At 70.1% G+C, this 23,300-nt stretch carries 20 protein-coding genes and 1 pseudogene; 10 read left to right on the top strand and 11 right to left on the bottom strand.

Translation table 11 applies throughout. The features are described 5' to 3' along the window. Positions 1-219: 219 nt before the first annotated feature. From ABZV58_RS03625 to dnaK, 4 genes are all read right to left on the bottom strand, one after another. Positions 220-618, bottom strand: coding sequence for a helix-turn-helix transcriptional regulator (locus ABZV58_RS03625; RefSeq protein ID WP_354998593.1), 399 nt, complete (start codon positions 616-618; stop codon positions 220-222). Further along, positions 618-1,775, bottom strand: coding sequence for a molecular chaperone DnaJ (dnaJ, locus tag ABZV58_RS03620; protein ID WP_354998592.1), 1,158 nt, complete (start codon positions 1,773-1,775; stop codon positions 618-620). Before dnaJ ends, ABZV58_RS03625 begins: the two co-directional genes overlap by 1 nt. A gap of 180 nt (positions 1,776-1,955) precedes the next feature. After that, positions 1,956-2,615 carry a nucleotide exchange factor GrpE gene (grpE, locus tag ABZV58_RS03615; protein WP_354998591.1) on the bottom strand — a complete coding sequence of 220 codons (660 nt, stop codon included), beginning with the start codon at positions 2,613-2,615 and terminating at the stop codon, positions 1,956-1,958. After that, positions 2,612-4,459, bottom strand: a complete 1,848-nt coding sequence (dnaK, locus tag ABZV58_RS03610) for a molecular chaperone DnaK (protein WP_354998590.1) — start codon at positions 4,457-4,459, stop codon at positions 2,612-2,614. Before dnaK ends, grpE begins: the two co-directional genes overlap by 4 nt. Before the next feature lie 292 nt (positions 4,460-4,751). Here dnaK and ABZV58_RS03605 point away from each other — a divergent pair, with 292 nt between their 5' ends. The 4 genes from ABZV58_RS03605 to ABZV58_RS03590 all read left to right on the top strand — a co-directional run bounded on the left by ABZV58_RS03605 (position 4,752) and on the right by ABZV58_RS03590 (position 6,830). Beyond that, positions 4,752-5,330: a TetR/AcrR family transcriptional regulator gene (locus ABZV58_RS03605; RefSeq protein ID WP_354998589.1), complete on the top strand. Its 579-nt coding sequence runs from the start codon at positions 4,752-4,754 to the stop codon at positions 5,328-5,330. A 56-nt stretch (positions 5,331-5,386) separates the two neighbouring features. Next, positions 5,387-6,181 (top strand): oxidoreductase, encoded by a 795-nt coding sequence (locus tag ABZV58_RS03600; protein ID WP_354998588.1) that lies wholly within the window; start codon positions 5,387-5,389, stop codon positions 6,179-6,181. Positions 6,182-6,199: 18 nt separating this feature from the next. After that, positions 6,200-6,403 (top strand): CopG family transcriptional regulator, encoded by a 204-nt coding sequence (locus tag ABZV58_RS03595; RefSeq protein WP_354998587.1) that lies wholly within the window; start codon positions 6,200-6,202, stop codon positions 6,401-6,403. Between the two features lie 172 nt (positions 6,404-6,575). Further along, positions 6,576-6,830: a hypothetical protein gene (locus ABZV58_RS03590; RefSeq protein WP_354998586.1), complete on the top strand. Its 255-nt coding sequence runs from the start codon at positions 6,576-6,578 to the stop codon at positions 6,828-6,830. Positions 6,831-6,964: 134 nt separating this feature from the next. On the opposite strand, the gene ABZV58_RS03585 is transcribed toward ABZV58_RS03590, so the two are convergent. Continuing rightward, positions 6,965-7,279: a thioredoxin domain-containing protein gene (locus ABZV58_RS03585; protein ID WP_354998585.1), complete on the bottom strand. Its 315-nt coding sequence runs from the start codon at positions 7,277-7,279 to the stop codon at positions 6,965-6,967. Between the two features lie 287 nt (positions 7,280-7,566). Here ABZV58_RS03585 and ABZV58_RS03580 point away from each other — a divergent pair, with 287 nt between their 5' ends. Together ABZV58_RS03580 and ABZV58_RS03575 are read left to right on the top strand one after the other, a co-directional pair. Then, positions 7,567-8,538 carry an aldo/keto reductase gene (locus ABZV58_RS03580; protein WP_354999020.1) on the top strand — a complete coding sequence of 324 codons (972 nt, stop codon included), beginning with the start codon at positions 7,567-7,569 and terminating at the stop codon, positions 8,536-8,538. Between the two features lie 92 nt (positions 8,539-8,630). Further along, complete coding sequence (locus ABZV58_RS03575; RefSeq protein WP_354998584.1) at positions 8,631-9,788, top strand: zinc-binding dehydrogenase; 1,158 nt, start codon at positions 8,631-8,633, stop codon at positions 9,786-9,788. A gap of 177 nt (positions 9,789-9,965) precedes the next feature. On the opposite strand, the gene ABZV58_RS03570 is transcribed toward ABZV58_RS03575, so the two are convergent. The 4 genes from ABZV58_RS03570 to ABZV58_RS03555 form a co-directional block, all read right to left on the bottom strand. Then, entirely contained in the window at positions 9,966-10,601 is a 636-nt protein-coding gene (locus tag ABZV58_RS03570; protein WP_354998583.1) for an endonuclease, read from the bottom strand. Between the two features lie 314 nt (positions 10,602-10,915). Then, positions 10,916-12,484: a dynamin family protein gene (locus ABZV58_RS03565; RefSeq protein ID WP_354998582.1), complete on the bottom strand. Its 1,569-nt coding sequence runs from the start codon at positions 12,482-12,484 to the stop codon at positions 10,916-10,918. Positions 12,485-12,578: 94 nt separating this feature from the next. Then, a complete protein-coding gene (locus ABZV58_RS03560; RefSeq protein WP_354998581.1) occupies positions 12,579-14,441 on the bottom strand; it encodes a dynamin family protein in 1,863 nt (620 codons plus the stop codon). Positions 14,442-14,458: 17 nt separating this feature from the next. Then, entirely contained in the window at positions 14,459-15,559 is a 1,101-nt protein-coding gene (locus tag ABZV58_RS03555; RefSeq protein ID WP_354999057.1) for a hypothetical protein, read from the bottom strand. Between ABZV58_RS03555 and ABZV58_RS03550 the strand changes: the two genes are divergently transcribed. After that, entirely contained in the window at positions 15,521-17,755 is a 2,235-nt protein-coding gene (locus ABZV58_RS03550) for a hypothetical protein (protein ID WP_354999056.1), read from the top strand. The two genes, ABZV58_RS03555 and ABZV58_RS03550, sit on opposite strands and share 39 nt — an antisense overlap. Here ABZV58_RS03550 and ABZV58_RS03545 read toward each other — a convergent pair. After that, positions 17,752-18,141 carry a hypothetical protein gene (locus tag ABZV58_RS03545; protein WP_354999055.1) on the bottom strand — a complete coding sequence of 130 codons (390 nt, stop codon included), beginning with the start codon at positions 18,139-18,141 and terminating at the stop codon, positions 17,752-17,754. The genes ABZV58_RS03550 and ABZV58_RS03545 overlap by 4 nt on opposite strands. A 200-nt stretch (positions 18,142-18,341) precedes the next feature. On the opposite strand from ABZV58_RS03545, the gene ABZV58_RS03540 reads away from it, so the two are divergent. Next, the gene (locus tag ABZV58_RS03540) at positions 18,342-18,584 is read left to right on the top strand and encodes a hypothetical protein (RefSeq protein ID WP_354999054.1); all 243 of its coding nucleotides are present in this window, start codon (positions 18,342-18,344) and stop codon (positions 18,582-18,584) included. Here the strand turns inward: ABZV58_RS03540 and ABZV58_RS03535 are convergent. Further along, positions 18,551-18,649, bottom strand: a pseudogene (locus ABZV58_RS03535) (hypothetical protein); the annotation flags it as partial. The gene ABZV58_RS03540 and the pseudogene ABZV58_RS03535 overlap by 34 nt on opposite strands. 297 nt (positions 18,650-18,946) lie before the next feature. On the opposite strand from ABZV58_RS03535, the gene ABZV58_RS03530 reads away from it, so the two are divergent. Continuing rightward, on the top strand, positions 18,947-20,731 hold the full coding sequence (locus tag ABZV58_RS03530; RefSeq protein ID WP_354998580.1) for an Hsp70 family protein: 1,785 nt from the start codon (positions 18,947-18,949) through the stop codon (positions 20,729-20,731). After that, a complete protein-coding gene (locus ABZV58_RS03525; protein ID WP_354998579.1) occupies positions 20,724-23,285 on the top strand; it encodes a LuxR C-terminal-related transcriptional regulator in 2,562 nt (853 codons plus the stop codon). Before ABZV58_RS03530 ends, ABZV58_RS03525 begins: the two co-directional genes overlap by 8 nt. Positions 23,286-23,300 lie beyond the last annotated feature (15 nt).

Here is a 23,300-nt window from a genome sequence, read left to right as displayed (position 1 = left end):
ACAAGCGGACCAGACGGTTCGATACACCGTACGAATACGACCACGAAAAGGCCTGTGGCCCAGCAAACTCGAGTACTCCTCCAGCAAACTTCCACTGCATTTCACCGGAGCGTCTCTCGGGATTTCCCGCGCGTCCAACTACTGATCAAATGACCACAAATAGTGAAGGGCCCCGCTCCGACCCGAGAGGTCGGCAGCGGGGCCCGAGAACCCTTCGCCTCAGCGCTGATTACGTGGCTTCCACACCACCAGCGCCGTACTGCGTTGCGGCGGAGTGAGATCCGGACGGTAGCCCGCCCGCAGCCGCTCCAATTCCGCACGCGTCTCGGCGAGTTGCTCGCGCAATTCCTCGACCTGATTGGTCAGTTCGATGATGCGTTTGATGCCCGCCAGGTTCACGCCCTCGTCTTGGGACAGCCGCTGCACTTCGCGCAGCAGCTCGACGTCCCGCGCCGAATAACGTCGCCCGCCACCCGAAGTACGTTGCGGCGTCACGAGTCCCAGGCGGTCATAGGTGCGCAGGGTCTGCGCGTGCATGCCCGCCAGCTGGGCCGCCACCGAGATCATGAAGAACTCGGTTCGCGACGCACCGGACGCCTTCTTCGGATCAGTGGACATCACGCACCTGCCCATCCCGCACGAGGATCGAATCCGCTGGACTTCTCCGCCTCCCGGTAGCGCTCCAGCGCGTCGGTGGCATCGCTGTCCAGTTTCTGCGGCACCGCGACCTTGACGGTGACCAGCAGGTCACCCGCGCCGCCGCCGCGCTTGGGAACGCCGCGGCCACGCACCCGCAGGATCCGGCCGTCGGCGGTGCCCGGCGGCACCTTCACGCCGACGCGCCCTTCCAACGTGGGCACGGAAACCGTTGTGCCGAGCACCAACTCAGCGTAACTGACCGGCAGCACCAGGGTGAGGTCGTCGCCGTTGCGGCCGAAGACCTTGTCCTGGCTGACGTGCACGCTGACGTACAGGTCGCCCGAGGGCGCACCGCGCAGTCCCGCCTCGCCCTGCCCCGCCAACCGGATCCGCTGGCCGTCGCTGACGCCCGGCGGAATCCGCACCGTGATGGTGCGGGTGCGGTTCTGGATCCCGTTGCCGTGGCAGTCGGGGCACGGGTCGTCGATGATCGAGCCGGAACCCCGGCACTCGTCGCACGGCTCGCTGAATCCGAACGCGCCCTGGTTCCGGCTGATCACACCGGCGCCGTTGCAGTTGGGGCAGACCCGGGGACTGGTCCCCGGTTTCGCACCGCTGCCGTGACACGTGGTGCACGGCGACGGACTTGTCATCCGCAGCGGAACGGTGACGCCCTGCGCGGCCTCGCGGAAGCCCAGGGTCGTCTCGGTCTCCACGTCGGCGCCGCGCCGCGGCCTGCTCGTGGAGCGGGTGCCGCCCCGATTGAACAGACCGCCGAGCAGGTCACCGAGCCCGCCGTCACCTGTGGTGGCGCCGCCGAAGATATCGCCGATATTGAAGTCCTGCGAGAAGCCGCCCCCGCCACCGGGTGTGAACCCGCCACGCGGATAACCGCCGCCCGCGAAGAGTTTTCGCGTGTCGTCGTACTCCTTGCGCTTGGCCGGATCCGACAGCACGGCATGCGCCTCGCTGACGGCCTTGAAGCGCTCCTCGGCCTTGGTGTCACCCGGATTGGCGTCCGGATGCAGGTCGCGGGCGAGCTTGCGGTACGCCTTCTTGATCTCGTCCTGCGAAGCGCTGGAGGAGATACCCAGCTCCTTGTAGAAGTCCTTTTCGATCCACTCCCGTTGGCTCACCGAGTATCTCCTCCTTTCGCAGTGTTGGATTTGCCGCGCTCCCGGGCCCCTACGTGGCCACGCTTCGCTACCGCCTCCGGGTCCGTCGCTCGCGCAGCGGGGTTGGATTTGCCGCGCTCCCGGGCCCCTACGTGGCCACGCTTCGCTACCGCCTCCGGGTCCGTCGCTCGCGCAGCAGTGTTAGTCGTCAGCATTGGCATCTGCATCCGATGCCTCGTTCTCAGCCAAATCGGCCACGCCATCGGTTACCCCGACGAGCGCGTGCCGAAGCACCCGATCGCCGAACCGATAGCCCTTGCGCATTACGACACCGAGCACCGGATCCGCGCCGGAACCCTCGTGCTGCACGGCCTCGTGCAGGGTCGGATCGAAGGGCTCGCCCTCCGTGCCGAACTCCTCGAGGCCTTGCTTGCGCAGCGCGTCGACCAGTTTGTCCGCCACCGACTTCAGCGGTCCGGACTCGAGGTCGCCGTGGGCCCTCGCGCGATCCAGATCGTCGAGCACGCCGAGCAGTTCGGTGACCACGGCCGCCTTGGCGCCGTCGATGGCGGCCTTGCGGTCGCGCTCGACGCGGCGCCGGTAGTTGGCGTATTCCGCGGTCAGCCGCTGTAGGTCGGCGGTGCGCTCGGCCAGCTCGACACCGATCGTGTCGGCCAGCGTCTCGGCTGCCTCGGCAGTCCCGACGCCATTGCCTTCCGCACCGTTCGCGCCCTCGGGGCCGGGCCCGGTCGCGTTGTCCGCGACCGGTTCCCGAACCTCACCGGTGGCCGGATCGACCTTGCGCTTGTCGACGAAGGTGATCGGCTCCTGTGCCGAATCGCCCTGGTTGTCCTCGGTCACTTCTTCTCCGTGTCGACCGGCTCGTCAACGACCTCGGCATCGACGACCTGGTCGTCGTTCGCGGAGCTGGACGCGCCGTTGCCGGACGCGGCCTGCTCGGCGGCGGAGGCCTCGTAGATGGCCTGGCCGAGCGCCTGCGACTCGGTGGCGAGCTTCTCCACCGCGGACTTCACGGCCGCGATGTCGGTGCCCTTCAGCGCCTCGTTGGCCTCGGCGATGGCCGCCTCGACCTTGGACTTCACGTCCGCGGGCACCTTGTCCTCGTTCTCCTTGATGAACTTCTCGGTCTGGTGCACCAGCGACTCGGCCTGGTTGCGGGTCTCCGCCTCCTCGCGACGCGCCTTGTCCTCGGCCGCGTGCGCCTCGGCGTCCTTCACCATCCGGTCGATCTCCTCCTTGGACAGGCCGGAGCCGTCCTGGATCTTGATCGTGTTCTCCTTGCCGGTGCCCTTGTCCTTCGCGGTGACGTGCACGATGCCGTTGGCGTCGATGTCGAAGGTGACCTCGATCTGCGGCACGCCGCGCGGGGCCGGCGGGATGCCGGTCAGCTCGAAGGAGCCGAGCAGCTTGTTGTGCGAGGCGATCTCGCGCTCACCCTGGAACACCTGGATCTGCACCGACGGCTGGTTGTCGTCGGCCGTGGTGAAGGTCTCCGAGCGCTTGGTCGGAATGGTGGTGTTGCGCTCGATGAGCTTGGTCATCACGCCGCCCTTGGTCTCGATGCCCAGCGACAGCGGGGTCACATCGAGCAGCAGGACGTCCTTGACCTCACCCTTGAGCACACCGGCCTGCAGGGCGGCGCCCACGGCGACGACCTCGTCCGGGTTCACGCCCTTGTTGGGCTCCTTGCCGCCGGTCAGCTCGCGGACCAGATCGGAGACGGCGGGCATACGGGTCGAGCCACCGACGAGGACCACGTGGTCGATGTCGGCGACGTTGATGCCGGCGTCCTTGATCACGGACTGGAACGGCGCACGAGTGCGGTCCAGCAGGTCCGAGGTGATCTTCTGGAACTCGGCGCGGGTCAGCTGCTCGTCGAGGAACAGCGGGTTCTTGTCCGCGTCGACGGTGATGTAGGGCAGGTTGATCGAGGTCGACTGCGACGAGGACAGCTCGATCTTGGCCTTCTCGGCAGCCTCGCGCAGACGCTGCATGGCCATCTTGTCCTTGGTCAGGTCGATGCCCGAGGTGCCCTTGAACTTGTCGACCAGCCAGCCGACGACCCGCTCGTCCCAGTCGTCGCCACCGAGGTGGTTGTCACCGGAGGTGGCGCGGACCTCGACGACGCCCTCGCCGATTTCCAGCAGCGAGACGTCGAAGGTGCCGCCACCGAGGTCGAAGACCAGGATGGTCTGTTCCTTGTCGCCCTTGTCCAGGCCGTACGCGAGCGCGGCAGCGGTGGGCTCGTTGACGATACGCAGCACGTTCAGACCGGCGATCTGACCGGCTTCCTTGGTGGCCTGGCGCTGCGAGTCCTCGAAGTAGGCGGGCACGGTGATGACCGCGTCGGTGATCTCCTCACCGAGGTAGGCCTCCGCGTCGCGCTTGAGCTTCATCAGCACGCGCGCGCTGATCTCCTGCGCGGTGTACTTCTTGTCATCGATGCCGACGGACCAGTCCGTGCCGATGTGGCGCTTGACGGAGCGGATGGTGCGGTCGACGTTGGTCACGGCCTGGTTCTTCGCAGGCTGACCGACCAGCACCTCGCCGTTCTTCGCGAACGCGACGATCGACGGGGTGGTGCGCGATCCTTCCGAGTTGGCGACGACGACCGGCTCGCCGCCTTCGAGAACGGCGACTACCGAGTTCGTGGTCCCGAGGTCGATTCCGACCGCACGAGCCATGTTGGTTCCTCCTGATTGACGTACTTACTTGTCGGTGCCGGGCGAGTCTGGCCCGCCCTACGGCGTGTGCGTCGCACCGCCGCGAGACCTCGCCCCTAGCACCTCACGGAGCACGGTCCCAGCAACGCTGAGCGTGGTCGGCTCAATCTTGCACCCGATCCGCGCCGGGCGTCAACTCAAACTTGAGTCCGATACACTCAACGTCGTCGACAAGCTCAACCTCCGACCTGCGCGACCTATTCCCAGAAATTAAAATTGACCTACGGGTACAAAACCGACTACGCTCGATCGCGTGGGCAGGCCGAAACAGTTCGATCCGGAGGCCGCGGTGGCACGGGCGACCGAGGTGTTCTGGCGCAAGGGCTATGCCGACACGACCCCGCAGGACCTCGTGGACGCGCTCGGCATCGGAAAAGGCAGCCTCTACAACACTTTCGGCAGTAAGCACGCGCTGTTCGAGCGGGCGCTCGGGCACTACCGGGACAATCAGGCCGCGGCCATCACGGGACTGCTCGAGCAATCCGGGTCGGTGAAAGAGCGGCTACGCGGCGCCTTGCGACTGGTCGCGGAGACCAATCTCGCCGATCCGGACCGTCGCGGCTGCTTCGCGGTGAACACCGCGGCGGCGCTCGGCGGCGCGGACGCGGCGGCCACCGCGCTGGTCCGGCGGATGTTCGACCGCACGGAGGCGGCGTTCCAGGCCGCCATCGAGGAAGGGCAGCGCGCCGGGGAGATCGACCGCGGCCGGGATTCGCGGGCGATCGCCAGCATGCTGCTCAGCACGTTGATCGGGATGCAGGTGCTGTCCAAGACGGCCGACGGGCCGGACCGTTCGATGCGCACGATCGACGCGGTGATCGACTCGCTCTGAATTCTCTGCTTTCGAGCGGCTTTCGCACACCCCAGTTTTGTACCTCTAGTTAAAGAATGGAAGGCACCATGGATCTCCAGCTCAACGGCAAGACCGCGGTCGTCACCGGGGCGAGTCGCGGCATCGGGCTCGCGACGGTGCGCCGGCTGACCGGCGAGGGCGTGCGCGTCGTCGGCGCGGCGCGCAAACCCACCGCCGAACTCGAGGCGACGGGTGCGGTGGCCGTGGCGGTCGACCTCGCCGCGCCCGAGAGTGCGGACGAACTGGTGGAGCGTGCGACGGCCGAACTCGGCGGCATCGATCTGCTCGTCAACAATGTCGGCGGCGGCGACGCGGTGGACATCGGCGGATTCGCCAGTATCGATGACGCGCACTGGCGAGAAGTGTTCGATCTCAACCTCTTTGCCGCCGTCAGGGTCACCAGGGCGGCGCTGCCGTTCCTGACCGACGGCGGCGGCGCGATCGTGAACGTGTCATCGATCGGCGCACGCCGCCCGGCCGGACCGCCGCTGGCTTACAACGTCGCCAAGGCCGCGCTCACCGCGTTCGGCAAGGGGTTGTCCGAAGAGCTTGGCCCACAAGGTGTTCGGGTGGCGACCGTTTCCCCGGGTCCGGTGCGGACCGATATCTGGGAGGCGCCGGACGGTTTCGGCGGAAAGCTGGCCGCCGCTGTCGCGGTGGAGCAAGCCGAGTTCCTCGGTCACGTGCCCGCGCGGATGGGGATGGTGACGGGGCGGATCACCGAGCCGGACGAGGTCGCGGCGCTGATCACGTTCCTGCTTTCGGATGTGGCGGGGAGTATTACGGGGTCGGATCACTTGATCGACGGGGGGATCGTCAAGTCGGTCTGAAAGACGTGCTTGCATACCATGATGCCGACGACCGTGAAGCTACCCGACGAGCTCGGTGAGCGATTGCGCCATGAGGCGCAGCGACGAGGCGTCACGGTCGCGGAGTTGACTCGTGAAGCCATCGCGCAATTCCTGTCCGTTCCGAGCGAAGGTCGACGAAGATTTGGTGCCGCGGCGGCGGGTCGAAGTGGGCGTTCGGATTCATCGACTCGGATCGAATGAGAGTCCGAGCCGGGCGTGCGGACGATAAGCGCCTTGGTCGTCGCCTGGTATCGCGACCTACCCATGAGAACCGCCGATACCTCGGTGGCGTGATTGTCGCTTGCGCTGTGTAACAAGCATTTCCGCCGAGGCGATGCAGGCAGGTCAGCGCAACGCTCGGGGATGAGGACGGATGCAGGTCGGAATCGCGATCGCCATGATGGCTTTGGTCGGCACACTCGCGTACAAGAAGGGGTTGCAACCGTTGGCCTGGTTGCTCGCGGCCGGTCCGATCGGCTTCATCGTTTTGTTCTTCCTGCCGTCGGCCAAGGAGGAAGGGTTGGACAAAGCGACCCGGGCGTCGCGGACCGAGCTGGGGAATACGGTGGGGATGGTCCTCTCGGGGCTCGTGGTGCTGGCGTCGCTCGTCTTCTTGGCGCTCGCGTAGGCGTCATCCGCGAGTGTCGGGCGAGCCGGCGCGGTTCGGCACACCGGTGCCTCTCGGCGAAAACGCGAAGCACCGCCAGCGCGGGTAGCCAGACGTCACGTCGATCGGCACGCGGCGGGTAGGAGTTCGCGGGGTCAGAAGTGCGCGCTCAACGCGGCGGTCAGGTTTCGGGCGGCTCCGCGCACCACGTCGACCCGTTTTCCGTCCAGGAAGAGGTAGTAGCTCGGCGGCTCGACCGGGTCGTCGAGTTCCTGCCCCACGGCGTCCCGGACGGTGTCCAGGTCGAGCGCGAAGAACGAGACGTCCGCATGCTCCTCGGCGAGGCGGTCGAGTTCTTTCTTGATGTCCTGGCACTCCGGGTCTCGCTCGACCTGGCAGTAGACGACGACCTTGGCGTTGTTGGCGAGGGCCTGGCGGAAGTCCTCGGCGGACAGCAGGGTGTGGATCACGGCGGGCTCCGATCGGGGTTGGGAACGCACAAGAGCAGGTATGCCCGGCGGCCGGGCGAATTCACCTGCCAGGGCATTAGCCATCTGCTCCCGATCGCGGCAGATTTGCCGCTCCGTCAACGGAAGTTCGGTGCGCCTCGCGCTCGAGTGGTCGCCACCAACTCGGGTCGCGGAGCACACTCGCGGTCTCGGTGTCCGCTTGTTGACATGGAGCGCACTCCAACTCATAGCGTTCTGTGCCGGAAGGTTTTTCGAGCACAGGAGGTAGCACCATGATCGACGGTCGCATCCGGCATCTCGGTGGACTCGCGGTCTCCGCGCAGGGTCTGGGATGCATGGGGATGAGTCACGGATACGGCGCCGCGGACGACGCGCAATCGATCGCGACACTGCACCGCGCACTCGATCTCGGGGTGACCCTCCTCGACACCGCCGACTTCTACGGCTCCGGCCACAACGAGGAGCTGATCGGCCGGGCCATCGCCGGACGCCGCGACGAGGTGGTGCTCGCCACGAAGTTCGGCTTCGCCAACCGCCTCGGCGAACCCACCGCGATCCGCGGCGACGCCGCCTACGTGCGGCAGGCGTGCGATGCGTCGCTGCGCAGGCTCGGCGTCGACCATATCGACCTCTACTACCAGCACCGCGTCGACCCGCGGGTGCCGATCGAGGAGACCGTCGGCGCCATGGCCGAGCTCGTGCGGGCCGGAAAGGTCCGTCACCTGGGGCTTTCCGAGGCAAGCGCGCAAACCATCCGGCGGGCGCACGCGGTGCATCCGATCGCCGCGTTGCAGAGCGAGTGGTCGCTGTGGACCCGCGACCTGGAAGCCGAAATTCTCCCGGTCTGCCGCGAGCTCGGCGTCGGCATCGTCCCGTTCTCCCCGCTCGGCCGCGGCTTCCTGACCGGCCGATACAACTCGGTCGACGAATTGGCGGAGACCGACGTGCGCCGCAGCCAGCCCCGTTTCGCCGACGGCAACCTGGAACAGAACCTGGCGATCGTCGCGAAACTGAACGAACTCGCCGCCGCCAAGGGCGTCACCGCGGGCCAACTCGCCCTGGCCTGGGTGCAGCACCGCGGCGACGACGTCGTCCCCATTCCCGGCACCCGACGCCAGCGCTACCTCGAGGAAAACCTCGCCGCGCTCTCCCTCACCCTCACCCCCGAAGACCTCACCGCCATCGAATCCGCCGCCCCGCCCTCCCAGATCGCCGGCACCCGCTACGACCCGACCAGCCTCACCTTCGTCAACGGCTGAGAGTCACGGGCTCGTCGCTGGAATTCGATCGGCCGCGGGGGTCGGCCGGGCGGTGGTAGGTTCGGCGCGGGGTGGTCCGAGAGGAGTTCGGTTTGCGAGCCGCTGTCGTGACGAATACGAAATTCCAGGTCGAGGAGTTGCCGACGCCGCGGCCGGGGCGCGGGCAGGTGTTGCTCAATGTGGTTCGGTGTGGGATCTGCGGATCCGATCTGCATGCTCGGACGCATGCCGACGAGATGGCCGACTTGGCGAGCGCGACCGGGTACGACGGGTTCATGCGGTCAGAGCAGAGTGTGGTGCTCGGGCACGAATTCAGCGGGGAGATAGTCGAATACGGTCCAGACTGCCGGAAGCGGTGGAAGCCGGGGACGAAAGTCGTTGCCTTGCCGATCATCCGGCACGACGGACAGCCGCATCTCACCGGACTGACGACGGCCGCGCCCGGCGGCTACGCCGAGCAGGTGGTGGTGCAAGAGTCGATGACCATGCCAGTGCCGAACGGGCTTTCGGCGGAGCTGGCCGCGCTCACCGAACCGATGGCGGTGGCCTGGCACGCCGTTCGCAAGGGGCGGGTCGGCAAGGGTCGGACCGCTTTCGTGATCGGCTGCGGGCCGATCGGTCTCGCGGTGATCAGCATGCTGAAAGCGGCGGGCGTTCGCACGGTGATCGCGAGCGACTTCTCGCCGCGCCGCCGCGAACTCGCCGCCGCGTGCGGTGCGGATGTCGTGGTGGATCCGGCGGCCGAATCCCCTTGGGAGGCAGCGCCAAAGAAGGGGATCGGGAGCGTCACGGATCTGCTGGGACTCGGATTCGACACCATGCAGCGCCTGCGCCGGGTCCCGAATCTGCCGTGGTGGTACGTCTTTCGGCTCGCGCACACGTTCGAGGGCGGACCCGCCGGACCGGTGATCTTCGAATGCGTCGGCGTTCCTGGCATCATCGACCAAATTCTCACCGCCGCTCCGCCGCTGTCCCGGGTCGTGGTGGTCGGCGTGTGCATGGAGACCGACCGCTTCCACCCGGCGATGGCGATCAACAAGGAGATCGAGCTGCGCTTCGTGCTCGGCTACGACCCGGGCGAGTTCCGCGACACACTGCACATGATCGCCGACGGCAAGGTCGACCCCGCGCCGCTCGTCACCGGAACGGTCGGGTTGGAGGGCATCGACAACGCCTTCACCGCGCTCGGCAATCCGGAGCGGCACGCCAAGATTCTGATCGACCCGACCAGCTCGGCGCTCACGCCGTGAAGAGCAACCGCCTTTTCTCTACCGATGGCCGTCGGTCGCAGGGGTCATGGCGGCAGGTGTGCTGAGGTTGCCACAGAGGGTGTGCACTCCTCGCATAGGCGGTGGCTGTGTGAGGCGTGTGCGGGGCGTGTGGGAGTTGCCTGATGTGGCGCTGGTGCGCACGCGGCAGCGGGCGGGTCAGGTTGGGAGGTCGTCTGCGACCTTGTCGTCCAGGGTGACTCGGACCAGTGCCGCGGCCAAGTCGGCGGTGCGGTCGTGCGGGGCCAAGTCGGCGAGTTTCTCCGGGGCGGCGGGGAGGCCGACTCGGCGGGCGCCGCGAAGGGCGCGGTCGTCGAAATGAGGGCGGGCCCAGGGCCAGGTGTCTTGGACTTCGCGCAGGAAGATGTCGCTGCCGGTCGGGCCGATGCCGTCGAATTCTTGGAGCAGGTCGGCGGCCCGATGGGCGTCACCGTCCGCCGCGGAGGCCAGTTCGCGCAGGTCACCGTGGTACTGGTCGAGGACGCGGTGGGCGTTCGCGCCGAGCCGGGTCGCGGTGCTCTCGTCGTAGCGCTTGTAGTGGGCGCGGCCGAGGGCGTCGACGAGGTCTTGCCAGTCGGCGTCGGCGACCTTCTGCGGCGTGCGGTAACCGCTGTCGATCAGTTCCTTGGCGGCGGAAACGGCGATGTCGGCGGAGATCCGGGTGCTCAGCAGTTCGGCGAGCATCAGTAATTGGAACAGCGGCGCGGGTTTGTCCGCGAGCTTGATGCCCGCCTCGGCGGCGTATCCGGTGCCCGCGCGGTCCAGCAGGGTCTGCACGACTTCGCGATCGCTCATCACGGCCTCCTTACAGGCGCCGTCCGCCCACAGACCACCCACGGCCGAAGGCGAGGCGGAAGTACTCCTGCCGGACGCGTACCCCGAGTCGGCGCGTTGATGCCAGGGAATCGAACCGCGGCAGTGCGCGGGCAATGTGCTCACCAACGCTGCTCGCCATGTTGCCGAGTTCGCTGAGCGGCAGCACCGCAGCCATTCCAGCCACGTCTGGGTGTGCACCGCGCGGGAAGCGATCGATCCGGAGTTGTCGACCACGGCGGGCCGGTGGTGCCGGGCGCACGATCGAGGTGTCGTCGCCACCGCGCGGAAGCCGATCAGCGGCGGCCCATGCGCATCTCCGGGGCCGGGGGCAGCATGCTCAACGTGCCCTCGGCGCTGCGGGCGGCGGTGAGGCAGGCGAGGGTGGTGAGCTGGTCGGCCATGGGGTGGCGGGCGCGTTCGCGCCATTTGCGGACCGCGGCGACGGCCTGCGCGCGCTGGGCCTCCGGGCCCGCGTTCGGCGGGAGGCCGAGGCGCAGGTGGGGTGCGATGCCCGAGCCGCCGATCAAACGGTGCAGTTCGGCGAGATCCGCTGGGGGCAGGGTCAATTCGTCGGTGCGCAGGCGCCCGAGCAGGCGCAGTTCGGCGAAACCGTGCACGTCGGCGAGCAGGGTGCGGACTCGGGGCATCAGTTGATCGGCGGAGGTGCCCGGATAGGCGGTCAGCACCCTGGCCAGTGCCGTCAGTGCCGAATGCGCCTTGAGTTGATCGGCCCGCTGGCCGAACTGGACATCGAGGACCGAGCGCAGCTCGTCGACGCCGCTGCGGCTGGTCAATTCCGCGGCGAGCGTGGCGGAATCGCGGACGCCGAGCCGAATCAAAGTAACGGCCATGCGAATACCGAACATGCCGAAACGCTCGGCCAGCTGGGCGCGCAGTTCCGGCGCGACGGGCAGCGGAATGTCGGGGCGCGCGAAGCGATCCGCCGACAACATCGCCGCGGTCAGCTCGTCTACCGGGACGCTCGCCAAGGCCTGGAACGCGGTGAACTCCTGTTGCCGCAGCGTCTCCGCGGCGAAGGCGAGCAGGCCCGCGACGGGAATCACGGCCTGGCACAACCCGGTTCGCTCCAGCTCGGTGGCGAACCGGGACGCGACGTCGCGAGCCGAATGCAGTGCGTCGATGCGTCCAGCGCCGATCTCATCCGCCCGTGAGACGACACCAACCACGCCGAGAGGACCGGTCAATCCCGAAGCGCCTTGCCGCGCAGCGGTTCCCGAACCGATGCGCTCCAGGAAGCGAACGTCGGTGGCGTCCAACCTGCGCAGCAGATAGACGACCGCGTCGGCGCCGGGGACGGAAAGGGTGGCCTCGGCCTCCTCGTCGTCGGGGGTCAGCAGGCGGGCGGTGCGCCGCGACACCTCGCGCGAGAGCGAGGAGGTGCCCGGTGTGTCGATGATGGTGGTGTGCGCCAGCGCGGCGGCGGGCCATTCGACCTCGAGGTGGTCGACCTCGCGCGGGCCCGGCGCGTTCCAGTTCAGCCGTTCCAGGTCGAAGGTCAGGCCGTGCGCACCACCGCCGCGGCGCACCACCACGTTGGCGGTGGCGCCGTCGGGGGCGTACGCGGTCACGCTCGGGGTCGGGCCGTTGCGATACCAGGTGACCACCCTGGTGCACTCGGTCGCGTCGGTCGGCGCGATGTCCTGGCCGACCAGCGAGTTCAACAGCGTCGACTTGCCCGCCTTCAGCGAACCCGCCAGCGCGACCCGCAGCGGCTGATCCAACCTGCGCGCGCAGTCCGCGAGCAGAGCCCTCGGGCGCGGTTCGCGCGCGAACGCCTGCCGGGCCGCGTCCACCAGCCGATGCGCCTCGACGACGATGCCGGGCGCGACTCTCGTGGTCACCGGCGCCCCATGGCGCGAACGCCGATTCGGGCCTCGACGGATGCGCACCGGAAGGACGCGGCGCCCCTGGTCGAGCGCGAGTGGGGTGTCGTGATCACCCCGATACCGTACCGAGGGCTCCCCGGACGGGCGCGGCGGCGATGGGCTGTTGCATCGCGTCGGCGTAGCGGCGCAGTTCCGCGACGAAGCGCAGCTGCCGTTCCAGCACGGTGCACCGCTCGGTGCGGCGCGCGGTCTCCATCGTGGCCGCCTCCTGCGCGGCGCGCAGCGAGTCCTCGAGGGAGCGGAGGCTGCGCTCGGCGACACCGCTGTAGTGGTCGCGCAGGGCGCGGTGGATGCGGTGCAGGCGGTCCTTGGATTCCTTGCCCGCTTGGAAGGCGACGTCGTCGACGAAGCGGCGCACCGCGTTCTTCGCCTCGACCCGGCGGCGCGCGAGGCGGGCCTGCTTGTCGTCACGAAAAGCCTTGCCGCCCACGATGACACCCGCGCCGATGGAGATCGGATTGAGCATGGCCAGTCCGGCGAAGGTGCTGGCGAGACCGACCATCAGCACACCGCCGTAGGAACCGCGCATGCCGACGAGCAGCTTGCTGGCGAAGCCGATGTCCGGTTCCAGATCGCCGAGGGTGCCGGAGATCGGGTTGTCCTCGGCGTTCAATCCGCTCTTCACGTCGGGCAGGTCGACGGCGCCGAAGTGGATGAAGTGTTCGGCGACCTGTTCGGCCAGCTGGACCGCGCGTTTGTGGGTCCACAGCAGGTTGTCGGCGAGGGCGCTGTCGACGGTGCCGGTGAGCCATTCGGTGATGGCGTCCCAGTGCCTGCCCGGGTCGTGCTCGTCGATCCACTCCTCGCCGGTTCGGGTGAGGTGTCGCAAGCGATCTCGCAGGTCGTGGTCGACATCGCTTGCCAGATCGGTGATTCCGTCGGAGAGCGTCTGCTGCCAGGCGGCGGTGCGCCGATGCAGGTCTTCCGCAGCGGCTTTCGCGGACTGGAGTTCCTTGATCGCGGCCGCGCCCTGGTTCGGATCGCGCAGCGCGACGAGTTCGCTGCCCAGCGCGAGCGCCAGATGCTCCGCTGCGGACTGGATGTCGCGCGCGACGGCGGCGCGGGTCTCGGCCTGGTCGCGCGCGACCACCTGCTCGCGCAGGAATTGATACAGCACACCGAAACCCGATTCCTGGCCGAGCTGCGCGTCCTGCAAACGCATGGCGTGCTCGCGCAGCAGCGCGGACACCGGGATGATCGGCACCTCCAACCCGGCGCGGTACAGGTGGCCGAGATTCGCCTCGTGGACCTGGCGCCAGTGCGGGTACAGATCGATCTTGGTGAGCAGCAGCGCGACCGTCGGGCACAGCTCGCGGACCTGGCGCAGGAAGGCGAGCTCGGGTTCGGTGATCTCGGTGGAGGCGTCGGACAGCACGAACACCGCGTCGGCGGCCGGAACCATGCCGAGAACCGTTGTGGCGCTGGCGTTTCCGTGACCTCCGACGCCCGGGGTGTCGACGAGGACGATGCCGTCGGCGAGCAGCGGATTCGGCAGCTGGATCTCCAGGCGCATCATCCGCCTGCCGTCGGCGAGCGGGCTGCGGGAGTCGATCGTCGGAATCTGTTCGATCGGGACCGGCACCCGGCTCTCGCTGCCGCCGCGCGGTTCGGTGAGCAGGAACTGAGCCTGCGCGTATTCACCGTGCGAGAGCGTGGCGGGGACGACCGTGGTCGCGTCGTCGCCCACCGGGCAGATGTCGAAGTTCAGCAGGGCGTTCACGAAACGGCTCTTGCCCTGGCCGAGTTGGCCCGCGATCACGATGCGACGCCGCGGGTCGCGGACCCGGTCGGCCGCCGTTTCCAGGCGGCCGACGAGGTCGGTGCGACCCGCGGCGCGCGCCGCGGCGATGGTCTCACCCAGTACCGACAGCAGCGGCACTCCGGGCGCGGAAGCGGGTACGGGTGTTCCCATCGCGTTGTCGTCCTCTCTCAGTGCAGGAACGCGTCACCCGACAGGTCCGTCGACCCGCCGAGCTCGGCGCTCGACTCGCCCTCGGCGAACAGCGAGGTCTCGCCGGTAGTGCCGAGGCCGCCGTCGAAGCCGGAGCCGAACGCGCTCGAAACGTCCAGCGACGACCAGGTGTTCGCGGTGGTCTCCGCCGTGGATCCGATGCTGCCACCCAGGTTCGAACCGCCGCCGAGCGCACCCTGCGCGCCGAGCGAACCCGTGGCGTCCGCGCCGCCTTCGAACGCGCCGGAGGAGAGGTCGCCGCCGAGGCCGGAGTCCAGACCGGCGCCCGCGTTGCCCAGGCCGGTCTCGAGGCCACTGTTGAGGCCCGCACCCGCGTTGCCCGCGGCGCCGAGGCCGGTTTCCAGACCACCGGACAGACCGGCACCCGCGTTTCCGGCGGCACCGAGACCGGCTTCGAGCCCGCTGTTCAGGCCAGCGCCCGCGTTGCCCGCGGCACCGAGGCCGGTTTCCAGGCCGCCGGACAGACCGGCACCGGCGTTGCCTGCCGCACCCAAACCAGCTTCGAGACCGCTATTGAGGCCCGCACCCGCATTCCCGGCAGCGCCCAGACCAGCTTCGAGGCCGCTGCTCAGGCCAGCGCCCGCGTTCCCCGCGGCACCCAGTCCGGCCGAGAGACCCGACTCGAGCCCGGCGCCCGCCTGACCCGCCGCGCCGATCGCACCCTCGAGTCCAGCCGTGAGACCGGCGCCCGCCTGCGTGGCCGCGCCGACACCCGCCGAGAGGCCCGCCTCGAGCCCGGACACCGCCTGGCCGCCCGCTTCGATCGCGCCGCCGAGGCCGCCCGCCAGGTCGGCGCCGGCCGCCGCGCCGGACTCGATACCGCCGGAAAGGCCTGTCTCCAGACCGGATCCGAATTCGCCGCCCGCCTCGACGGCGGCTTCGGCGCCACCGGACAGGTCGCCGCCGAACCCGGACACACCGCCGACCAAGCCCTGCAAACCGCCGCCCAGTTCCGCGCCGCCCTGCGCGCCGCTGGCGAGCACACCGCCGAGTTCGCTGTTCAGCCCGCCGCCGATCTCGTGCTCCGCGCCGAGCACCGTGCCCAGCCCGGCCGACATGCTCGTCTCCAGGCCGGTGACCGCCTGACCACCCGCGTTCGCCCCGCCGGACACACCGGACCCGACGCCCGCTCCGGCTTCCACCGCCCCCTGCAACCCGCTCTCCAGCCCGGCGCCCAGGCCCGAACCGGCCTCGACAGCCCCGCCGATGCCGCCGGCGAAATCGCCGCCGAACTCCGCCGCGGTCCCGAGCCCTGCCGCCACTCCGGCCCCGGCCTCGGCGCCCGCGCTCAGCGCGCCTTCGACGCCACCGGCCAGTTCGCCGCCCGCCTCGAGCGCGCCGCTCGCCGCGCCTTCCAGCCCACCGGCCAGACCGGCGCCCGCATCGACCGCGCCACCGAGACCGGCCGCGAGATCAGCGCCGAACCCGCCACCGAGACCGGTCTCCAAACCTGTCCCCGCGTCGAGCGCGCCGCCCAGCCCGGTTTCCAGACCGGCCGCGGCTTCCGCACCTGCACCCAGCGCACCCTCGAAGCCGCCGCCCAGACCCGCGGCCAGGTCGCCACCGAAATCAGCGCCAGCGTCGACCGCGCCACCCAGCCCGGTCTCGAGACCACCGGCCAGTCCGGCGCCAGCTTCCGCGCCCGCACCGAACGCGCCTTCCAGACCCGCACCCGCACCCGCGGCAAGATCACCGCCGAAGTCCGCACCGGCATCGATCGCGCTGCCGAACCCGGACTCCAGTCCCCCAGCCAGCCCGGTGCCCGCACCGACAGCGCCTTCGAGGCCCGCGGCAAGATCACCGCTGAAGTCCGCGCCCGCGTCAACCGCGCCACCGAACCCGGTCTCGAGGCCACCCGCGAGACCAGCGCCCGCCTCGGCACCCGCTCCGAGCACACCCTCTACGCCCGCAGCAAGATTCGTCCCCGCGTCCAGCGCGCCATCGAAACCGGCCGACAGATCACCACCGAACTCGGTCCCCGCGTCGACCGCACCGCCGAGACCAGCCGCCAGATCCCCACCGAACCCGGCACCGGCATCGACCGCACCGCCGAGACCAGCTTCGAGCCCGCCGCCGAAATCAGCGCCCGCCTCGGCACCGGCGTCGATCACGCCACCGAGACCAGCGGAAAGGTCACCACCGAGCCCGGCACCCGCGTCGACCGCGCCATCCAGACCACCGGCCAGCTGACCACCGAAGTCCGCACCCGCGTCGACCGCGCCACCCAGGCCCGCACCGAGGTCGGCGCCCGCATGAGCACCCGCGCCAAGCGCACCACCGACACCGGCGGAATGATCGCCACCCAGTTCGGCGCCCGTACCGACACCCGCGTCCAACGCGCCTTCCAGACCACCGGCCAGCTCGCTGCCGAACTCGGCACCCGAATCCAACGCACCGCCCAGACCAGCGCCCAAACCGGCACCAGCCTCAGCACCCGCGTCGATCGCGCCAGCGACACCAGCGGACAAGTCACCGCCGAACTCGGCGCCCGCATCCAGCGCACCGCCTACGCCCGCGCCCAGATCGGCACCGGCCTGAGCGCCAGCGCCGAGAGCGCCACCGAGACCAGCCGACAGGTCGCCGCCGAGCTCGGTGCCCGCACCGAGGCCCGCATCCAGCGCACCCTCCAGACCACCGGCAAGCTGGCCGCCGAAGTCCGCACCCGCATCCAGCGCACCGCCCAAGCCCGCGCCCAGATCGGCACCGGCCTGGGCACCGGCGTCGAGAGCACCACCGAGGCCCGCATCCAAGCCGGCACCGGCTTCTGCGCCTGCGTCGATCGCGCCGCCGACACCAGCGGACAGGTCACCGCCGAACTCGCCTCCAGCATCGAGCGCGCCACCCAGGCCCACACCGAGGTCGGCACCCGCCTGCGCACCCGCGCCGAGAGCACCACCGAGACCGGCCGACAGATCACCACCGAGATCGGCACCCGCATCCACCGCGCCACCCAGGCCCGAGCCCAGATCGGCACCGGCCTGAGCACCGGCGCCGAGAGCACCACCGAGTCCCGCCGACAGGTCACCGCCGATTTCGGCACCGGCACCGAGGCCCGCGTCCAGCGCACCACCCAGGCCAGCGCCCAGATCGGCACCCGCATCGATCGCGCCGCCGACACCAGCGGACAGGTCGCTGCCGAACTCGCCGCCAGCTCCGAGTGCGCCGTCCAGGCCCGCGCCCAGGCCAGCGCCCACGTTTCCGACTGCGCCGAGCGCCCCTTCGAGCCCGCCCGCGAGCTCGCCGCCTGCGCCTAGAGCGCCGCCGAGGCCCGCAGACAGGTCCGCGCCCGCCTCCGCGACGGATCCGATCGTGCCTTCCAGCGCGCCGCCGAGACCGGCGCCCGCACCGACCGCGCCTTCCAGACCAGCGTCGACGGAACCCTCGAGACCCGCGCCCAGCCCAGCGCCAGCGCCGAGGCCCGCGTCGAGCGCACCACCCAAACCAGCACCCGCACCCAGGCCCCCGTCGAGCGCACCACCCAAACCAGCACCCGCTCCGGCGGCGATATCACCGACACCGTCCAATACGCCACCGACAGCACCACCCAGACCAGCGCCCACACCCGCGCCCGCACCGAGAGCCCCCTCGAGCACGCCACCGAGACCGGCGCCCGCTCCGGCAGCGATATCACCGACGCCATCCAGCACGCCACCGACAGCACCACCCAGGCCAGCGCCCACACCCGCGCCCGCCCCGAGAACCCCGCCGAGGCCCGCGCCGAGCGCGCCGCCCAGGTCGAGGCCCGCGCCGAGGTCGCCGTTCAGGCCGAGGTCGATGTCGGTGTTCAGATCCGCGCCGAGGTCGATGTCGGTGTTCACGTCCGCGCCGAGGTCGATGTCGGTGTTCACACCGGCGCCCATGTCGACGCCCGCGCCGACCGCCGCGTTCGCACCCGCCGACGCGGCCGCACCGACGCCGACGGCGGCACCGGCCGACGTGCCCGCCGCGACGATCGCCGACAGCTGCGAGCCGCCGGCCACCAAAGCCGACTCGGCCACCATCGGGGCCACCGCGGCGATGTCCTCCGGCGTGACCGCGGACAGTCCCGCGGCGGCCAGCGCGCCTTCCGGGTTGGCGCAGTAACCCACCGCGGCCTCGCGGTCGCGCAGCAGGCCGAGGATGAACTCGAGAATCACATTGGGGGTCATCGAGGATCGTCTCCTGGGATCGGCGGACCACGCGATCCGCACTCGTTGGAATGCATTTCACGCTAGGCACGCCTCGCGTTACGGGGGAACGGGGCGGACCCCCACCAATCACGAGAGCGACGCATTAGGGGCGCGTCCGCCATTAGGGGCATTTCCCCGCTCTTTCCCCTACCTCGGTAACGGCGGCCCCCCAGCAACCGACAGATCTGGCAGGCCGGATCACACGGCTATATCGCACAATCGAACAACACAGCAGCGACTACCGGATCCCACGGTTTCCCCATACGAGGTTCACCAATGACACAGCGTCTGGCGCTCGGCATCAAGGTCGGGGCGTCGAATTCGGTCGCCGTGGCGACGACGGGTGAGATCGGCGACACCCAGGCAGGCCCCGCGGCGGGCGGCGCCGTCGTGAGCCACCCGAGTGTGTTGCGTCTGAGCCAGGACGCCCCGCCTACCTTCGGGTCCGGCGCGGGGCGCACCGGAAGACATTCCAGTGACGCGGTGCTGGAAGGGTTTCTGGCTCGGGTCGGCGATCCGGTCGACATCCTGGCCGAAAACGGTTCCGCGCACGCGGCGGAGGACTTGGTCGCCACGGCCGTCACCTGTCTCATCGACGAAATCGCCGATGCCACAGGGGAACAGCCCGGCGCCGTCGTCGCCTGCCATCCGGCGTGGTGGTCGCGGCACACGATCGACGTGCAGCGCGCCGCGTTGGACGCCGCGGGCCTGCACGAAGTGACGCTCGTCCCCGAGCCGACGGCGGCGGTGCAGTGGCTCGAGGCCGCGCACGGTCCGCTCGGCGAGGGCGCGCTGGTGGTCTACGACCTCGGCGCGACCGGATCGACCGTCTCGGTGGTGCGCACGGGTAGCCAGACGGCCCTGCTCGCGTCGCTCCGCTCGACCGACGTCGCCGGTTCCGAATTCGATCTGCTGACCATGCGTTACGTGCTGGCTAACGCATTGCGTGGAAATGATTTCGATCCGTTCGACCCGGTTGTGGAACGTGAATTGTCGGTATTACGAGAGCGCTGCAAAAATGCGAAAGAAGAGCTTTCCATAAATACCGCTACGGTCGTCCCCGTCCGCCTCGACCCGACTTCTCCCGCGGGCGACCAGATCCGCTTGGTCCGCAGCGAGCTGGAAGAACTGATCCGCGGTCCGCTGCTCACCTCCATCGATCTGATCCGCGACACCGTGCACCGCGCCGGACTCGACATCGGCGACATCAGCCGGGTGCTGCTGACCGGCGGCGGAGGTGCGATTCCGTTGGTCGGCGAGCTGATCTCGAGCGAGTTCGGTCTCCCGCTGGTCGCCGCGCCCGAGCCCGCCAACACCAGTGCACGCGGGGCTGCCGCGCTGGCCGCGGACCTGCTGGACAGTGCGATCGACACCGCGCCGGTCGCGGCGCTCGCCCAGACCCCCGCCGCGCCGAAGACCAAGGAACTGCCCGCCCTCGAGCGGTCCAGCCGTCCCGGCGGCAAGGAGAACGGGCTGCCGGTTTCCCGTATTCGCAGGCTTACCGGCCGCCAGCGCGCCGCGATCGTCGCGGGCGCGGCCCTGGTCATCGGACTGCTCGCCACCGGAACCGTCGCGATCGGCACCGGCGCGCAGTCCCCGGCGAACTCGCCCACCGCCGAACAGTCCACGTCGCCGGGACCCGCCGAAGTCGCGGCCCCCGGCGGCACGGGCGCACCTGTAACGGACAACCCCGTCACCGATTCCGGCAACGGCACACCGCAGCAGCCGAAACCCGTTTCCGCACAGCCGGGTTCGTCGGCGAACTCGGTCCCCGGCTCCAGCACCGTGGCGGTGGTGAACAGTCAGCCCGCGCCCGGGCAACCCGCGCCGGGACAGCCCGCTGCCGGAGAACAGACAGCGCCGCAACCTGCGCCGCAACCCACTCCCGGCCCCAATCCCCCTGCGCCGCAACCGCAGCCGCAGCCCCAACAACCCCAGGTCCCGGACCTGCCCACCGAAGTGCTGACCGAACCGCTCGGTGAGGTCGTGGACGGAGTGGGCGGCGCGGTCGGCACGGTGCTGCGCGCGCCGGGCGAGATCCTCGGGGGGAACGGTGGCTGACACGGCGTTCGACACCCTGCCGAGCGCCCGCGACATCCTGCGCGAACTCGACAGCGCCGAGCAGGAACCGGCGGTCTACCTGATCCGCGGCCGCTCGGGCACCGGCAAGTCCACCCTGCTTTCCGTCATCCGGACACGCCTGCGCGGACGCGGTATCCCCTTGCAGGACAACGTCGCCGCACCCGGTCCGACGGTGGCGACGAACGGCGCGCACCACGGCCACGTGGACAGCGTCGACCCGGACGCGCCCCGCCCCGCGCTCGTCATCGACAACGCGCACACCTTGGGCGCGACGGAACTGCAAACGCTCTGCGCCGCCGTCGAATCCGGCAACTACACGGCGGTGATCGCGGTGCAGCCGCGCCCGCACGACCCGCAGCTGCGCACCCTCGCCGAGGCGGTGGCCCGGCGCGGGCGCATCGTCGACCTGCGACCACTCGGCGTCGCCGACATCCTGCCCTTCGCAAGGGAATTGGGCATGATGGTGCCGCGGCCCGTCGCTCAGCACATCCATCAGCAGACCGGCGGCATCCGCGGCGGCGTCGTCGCGGCGCTCACCGCGGCCTGCTCGGCGCGCTTGGACGCCGGGATTCGCGTCGTGGACGAGGCGGTGGCCGACTGGTCGCGCTCGCAGCTGGACAACCTGGAACCGGACCTGCTGGAGACATTGGTCGTCGCGACCACCGGGACCGGCCTGGATTCCAGCGAACTCACCGAGGTGCTCGGCGTCGAATCCACTGCCGCTCAGTCCCTCATCGACCGCGCCCGCGCCACCGCCCTGGTGACCGACGCCGATCTCTTGCTGGCCCCCGCGGTCGCTCCGCTGCGCACCATGCTCGGCGACCGCAGGTTCGTCGCGGTACAGCGCAGGCTGCTCACCGCACGCCTGGACGCGGGCCTGCTGCGCGACCACACCGCGCTGCTGCTCGCCGAATCCGGCGTCCGCGACCCTCGGCTCGCCGAATTCCTCTGCACCGCAGCCGAAACCGCCGGACGCGAGGCCGTCCGTTACTACGCCGCCGCCGCCTCCGCAGGCGCCGATGCGAATCAGATCGCGCTGCGCTGGGCCGAGGCCGCCGCCCGCACCGGCGACGGTGAGACCGCCATGCGGCTGGCCGAACCCGTGCTGGCCAGGGCGGGCGTCGACGGACCCGAACTCGCCGACGCCGTGCGGATCTGCGCGGGCGTCCTGACTCGCCGCGGTCTGATCGGCCGCGCCGCCCAGCTCTACGGCTGGCTCGGCCCGAACCGAGTGGGGCCGGACTGGGCGGTGGGCGCCACCGTGCTGTATCTGGCGGGCAACGTGCACGCCGCGGGCGAGCTGTCCGGCACGGCGGGCAACTGGCCGCCCACCCAGGCGGGCGCGCACGCCCAACTCATCGCGACCGCGCTCTCGAACACCCTCGTCGACCACGGAAGCGCGACGCCCACCGCGGTTTCCGCGCTCATCCAGGCCGCGCACGCCGACTCCGGCGTCGACCGTTTCCTGCCGTGCACGGCCGTCTCCATCGCGACTCTGCTGTGCCTGAGCACGGGTGAGCCGCGCCGCGCCGGTGACGCGCTGCGCCGGGCCGCCACCAGCGGGCTGCGCTGCCATCAACTTCAAGTGCTCACCGCGTGGGCGGCCATGCTCGGCGGTGACGAACAGGCCGCGGCGAACACCGTCGCCGCCTTCGACTGGGACCAGCTCGACGTCCGCGACCGGCTGCTCGCGCACGGCGTCGCGGTCGGCCTGGCCCGCCGCGGCGGCGATCACGCCGCGCTCACCCGCGCGTGGCAAGCCGCCTACCCGCTCTTCGACGACGTCGACGCCGACCTGCTCACCGTGCTGCCGATCGGGGAACTGTGGCTCGCGGGCATCCGGCTGCGCGACGAACGCCGCATTGCGCCGCTCGTCGACGCGACACTCGCCCTGCTCGGCCGCCTCGATCAGCCGCCCGCCTGGGCCAATGCTTTCCACTGGTACGGCGTGCAGGCCGCCATCGCGCACGAGAGCCCCGCGGAACTGCTGCCGCACGCGCGACTGCTCAAGGCCGCCGCGGAGGCCGGTGACCGGCACGCGGCCGTGCTGGTGGACGCGGGCCGCACCTGGGTGCTCGTGCTGCGCGGACAGGTCGAAGTGAAACCGGTCGAGGTGGCCGTCAACGGGCTGCGCGAGATCGGCCTGACCTGGGACGCGGCCCGGCTGGCCAGCGAGGCCGCGCTGTCGGCCGCCGAGTCCTCGACCGCGACGGCGCTGCTCAAGCTGGCCCGCATGGTGCGCGCCGAGTCCAAGCCGCAGGAGCAGCCGGTCCCGCCGACCGCCGCGCCGCGCGCCTCGAACGCGCCGGATGCCCCGGCGGACGGCGCGGCGATTCTGAGCGAGCGGGAACGCGAAGTCGCCGAACTGGTGCTGCTCGGACTGACCTACCGCGAGATCGGCGCGCGGCTGTACATCTCCGCGAAGACGGTGGAGCATCACGTCGCCCGGATCCGACGTCGGATCGGTGCGCGATCGCGCTCGGAGTTATTGTCAATGCTCCGCGCCATGGGACACGGCTCGTTGCTCGTGTGATCGCCTCTGGGCGGG

This window comes from Nocardia sp. NPDC004654, from assembly GCF_040609595.1.
Lineage (GTDB): Bacteria > Actinomycetota > Actinomycetes > Mycobacteriales > Mycobacteriaceae > Nocardia.
Note: the sequence above shows the minus strand (reverse complement) of the source record. Positions and strands in the feature narration are given on the sequence as shown.